General features: G+C 51.7%; 4 protein-coding genes. All 4 read left to right on the plus strand.

Going from position 1 to position 3847, the window contains the following annotated elements; all coding sequences use genetic code 11:
* Positions 1–279, plus strand: a 279-nt coding sequence (locus tag HRQ87_RS20100; protein WP_217430527.1) for a hypothetical protein, incomplete at its 5' end; no start/stop codon positions are given.
* 253 nt (positions 280–532) lie between these two features.
* Positions 533–904, plus strand: a complete 372-nt coding sequence (gene rpsL / locus HRQ87_RS19880) for a 30S ribosomal protein S12 (protein WP_011570072.1) — start codon at positions 533–535, stop codon at positions 902–904.
* A gap of 60 nt (positions 905–964) precedes the next feature.
* Positions 965–1435, plus strand: coding sequence for a 30S ribosomal protein S7 (gene rpsG / locus HRQ87_RS19885; protein ID WP_174140190.1), 471 nt, complete (start codon positions 965–967; stop codon positions 1433–1435).
* Positions 1436–1462: 27 nt separating this feature from the next.
* Entirely contained in the window at positions 1463–3580 is a 2118-nt protein-coding gene (gene fusA, locus HRQ87_RS19890) for an elongation factor G (protein ID WP_174140191.1), read from the plus strand.
* Positions 3581–3847 lie beyond the last annotated feature (267 nt).

A 3847-nucleotide genomic window follows, 5' to 3' on the forward strand; every position in this document is an offset into this window, starting at 1 on the left:
GACAAACAGGAATTTTGGAAAACAGACATTGACGGATTAGAGAACAGAATCTGCGGGAAGGGGAACTTCGCTGCGGCAAGCGTCGACGATCGTATCGCGCAGGAAGCAGACGTTGCAAACCTAAAAACTGCAATCCAGCAGCACCCAAAAAGCGCTGCATCTACTGCAAACCGCCACCTCAAGAGGAATCGACTAGAGGAAAGTTCCATCGATTGGGTATACCGCCCCGTTCGTTCGCTATTCTTGATATTAACGGATTTAAGGCGCAGGCGCTGTTGACAGTATAAGCGACTCTGCGTATAGAGCGCGCACTTGGACAGGTGGCATGTGTCGTTTGTCCTTAAAATCATAACTGAAGTGGTCACGATCCGGGCCCCCACGCCCCGATCCTCTGGATACCCACCGCACCCTTCCTGACTGGGAAAGGATTGCGGTTTTTGCGCTTTGCGGACGCGCAAGGTGTTACGGAACCTTTAATGGCGTGTATGGGGCATGCCGCACATGTGTTATCTTTAGCGGGGAAAGACGCCCAATGCCAACGATCCAACAGCTGATCCGCAAGCCGCGGCAGCCAAAAATAAAACGGTCCAAGTCGATGCACTTGCAAGAGTGTCCACAAAAGCGTGGCGTTTGTACGCGCGTTTACACGACGACACCGAAAAAGCCGAACTCGGCCATGCGGAAGGTTGCCAAAGTGCGCCTGACCAATGGCTTTGAGGTCATCAGCTATATTCCCGGCGAAAGCCACAACTTGCAGGAACACTCGGTTGTTCTGATCCGTGGCGGTCGTGTCAAAGACCTTCCCGGTGTTCGCTATCACATTCTGCGCGGTGTTCTGGATACCCAGGGTGTTAAAGATCGTAAACAACGTCGTTCGAAATACGGCGCCAAGCGCCCGAAATAGGGATTTCGGGTGTCCTGGATATGATCCAGGGCCTGAACGCACAGGTAAGAGGAAAATATTATGTCACGCCGTCACGCTGCTGAAAAACGCGAAGTTCTGCCAGACGCAAAGTTTGGTGATACCGTTTTGACAAAATTCATGAACAATCTGATGATCGATGGTAAGAAGTCGGTCGCGGAAAGAATTGTCTATAATGCGTTGGATCGCGTTGAAGACAAGATCAAGCGCGCGCCAGTGGAAGTGTTCCACGAAGCGCTGGACAACATCAAACCAACGGTCGAAGTGCGTTCGCGCCGCGTCGGTGGTGCGACATATCAGGTTCCTGTTGAGGTCCGCCCAGAGCGCCGCGAAGCTTTGGCTATCCGCTGGTTGATCAACGCATCACGGTCACGCAACGAACACACCATGGAAGAGCGCCTTGCAGGCGAGCTGATGGATGCTGTTCAATCGCGTGGATCCGCTGTGAAAAAGCGTGAAGACACACACAAGATGGCCGACGCCAACAAAGCATTCAGCCACTATCGCTGGTAATTCCATTTTAGCCCAGGACCTAGACCCATGGCACGTGAATATCCCTTAGACCGATACCGTAACTTCGGCATCATGGCGCACATTGATGCAGGTAAAACCACCTGCTCTGAGCGTATTTTGTATTATACCGGTAAGTCCCACAACATCGGCGAAGTGCACGATGGCGCTGCAACTATGGACTGGATGGAGCAAGAGCAGGAACGTGGCATCACGATCACTTCTGCCGCGACAACCACATTCTGGGAACGCACAGAAGATGGTCAAACGCCGGATACTGAAAAGCATCGGATGAACATCATCGACACGCCCGGCCACGTCGACTTTACGATTGAGGTGGAGCGGTCTTTGGCTGTTTTGGATGGCGCCGTTGCTGTTCTGGACGCGAATGCGGGTGTTGAGCCACAGACAGAAACTGTCTGGCGTCAGGCTGACCGTTATAAGGTTCCGCGGATTGTGTTTGTCAACAAGATGGACAAGATCGGTGCCGACTTCTTTAACTGCGTTCACATGATTAAGGATCGCACAGGTGCGACACCTGCGCCTATTCAAATTCCGATCGGTTCTGAGACCGAGCTGGAAGGCATTGTTGATCTGGTCACCATGGAAGAATGGGTCTGGGCCGGTGAAGATCTTGGTGCAAGCTGGGAAAAACGCCCGATCCGCGACAGCCTAAAAGCAACTGCTGAAGAATGGCGCGGCAAGCTGATTGAAACAGCTGTCGACATGGATGACGACGCCATGGAAGCTTATCTGGAAGGCGAAGAGCCGTCTGTTGAAAAGCTGCGCGAATTGATCCGCAAGGGCACTTTGTCTTTATCTTTCATCCCCGTTCTGTGTGGATCAGCCTTTAAGAACAAAGGCGTACAGCCGCTTCTTAATGCTGTGATTGACTATCTGCCCAGCCCGATGGATGTTGTTGATTATATGGGCTTTAAGCCTGGCGACGAAACAGAAACCCGTAATATCCCCCGCCGCGCGGATGATAACATGGCGTTTTCCGGACTTGCGTTCAAAATCATGAATGACCCGTTTGTTGGTTCACTGACCTTCACGCGCATCTACTCTGGTACACTCAGCAAGGGCGACACCATGCTGAATTCAACCAAAGAAAAGAAAGAGCGTGTCGGTCGTATGATGATGATGCATTCGATCAACCGTGAGGAAATCGAAGAAGCCTTCGCTGGCGACATCATTGCGCTGGCCGGTCTGAAAGATACAACAACCGGTGACACGCTGTGCGCGGTCAACGATCCTGTTGTTCTGGAAACGATGACGTTTCCTGATCCTGTGATCGAGATCGCTGTTGAACCCAAGACGAAGAACGACCAGGAAAAGATGTCCCAGGGTCTAGCGCGTCTAGCGGCCGAAGATCCATCCTTCCGCGTGGAAACTGATCTGGAATCCGGTCAGACCATCATGAAAGGTATGGGCGAACTTCACCTTGATATTCTGGTGGATCGTCTGAAGCGCGAGTTCAAGGTTGAGGCAAACATCGGTGCGCCGCAAGTGGCTTACCGTGAAACAATCGGCCATGAAGTTGAACACACCTATACGCACAAGAAGCAATCTGGTGGGTCTGGTCAGTTCGCCGAAGTGAAAATGATTATTTCGCCGACCGAGCCTGGTGAAGGTTACAGCTTTGAAAGCCGCATTGTTGGTGGTGCTGTTCCCAAGGAATATATCCCCGGCGTTGAAAAAGGCATCAATTCTGTCATGGACAGTGGCCCCTTGGCGGGCTTCCCTGTGATCGACTTCAAAGTGGCGCTGATCGACGGTAAATTTCACGATGTGGACTCGTCCGTTCTGGCTTTTGAAATTGCTGCCCGTATGTGTATGCGCGAAGGTATGAAGAAAGCCGGTGCAAAACTGCTTGAACCGATCATGAAGGTCGAAGTGATCACACCCGAAGATTACACCGGCGGTATCATCGGTGATCTGACATCTCGTCGGGGACAAGTCACCGGACAGGAACCACGCGGTAATGCGATTGCAATCGACGCATTCGTGCCGCTGGCGAATATGTTCGGTTACATCAACACGTTGCGGTCCATGTCTTCGGGTCGTGCGCAGTTTACGATGCAATTCGACCACTATGATCCAGTGCCGAATAACATCAGTGAAGAAATTCAGGCCAAGTACGCCTAAGTGCTTGATTTAAAGAGAATGTCCATACGGATTTTCTTGCTTTTAACACTCGTGCTGCTGGTTCCGGCCTGCAGCACATTAGAACGGGTCATTTGGGGGCAGTGCGGTCAAAACGCGCGCCACTGTGTCGGCCAAGAATAGTCGCGATGGATGGTACATCCAATGCGTATGTGAAATGAAGGAGGCCATCATGGCAAAGGAAAAGTTTGAGCGTAATAAACCGCATGTTAACATCGGTACGATTGGTCATGTTGACCACGGCAAGAC

Source organism: Parasulfitobacter algicola (genome assembly GCF_013315265.1).
GTDB classification, from domain to species: Bacteria; Pseudomonadota; Alphaproteobacteria; order Rhodobacterales; family Rhodobacteraceae; genus Parasulfitobacter; species Parasulfitobacter algicola.

Bases quoted from the DNA above. Each gene is read 5' to 3' on its own strand.
- rpsG (WP_174140190.1), top strand. From the start codon at position 965: ATGTCACGCCGTCACGCTGCTGAAAAACGCGAAGTTCTGCCAGACGCA.
- rpsL (WP_011570072.1), top strand. From the start codon at position 533: ATGCCAACGATCCAACAGCTGATCCGCAAGCCGCGGCAGCCAAAAATA.
- fusA (WP_174140191.1), top strand. From the start codon at position 1,463: ATGGCACGTGAATATCCCTTAGACCGATACCGTAACTTCGGCATCATG.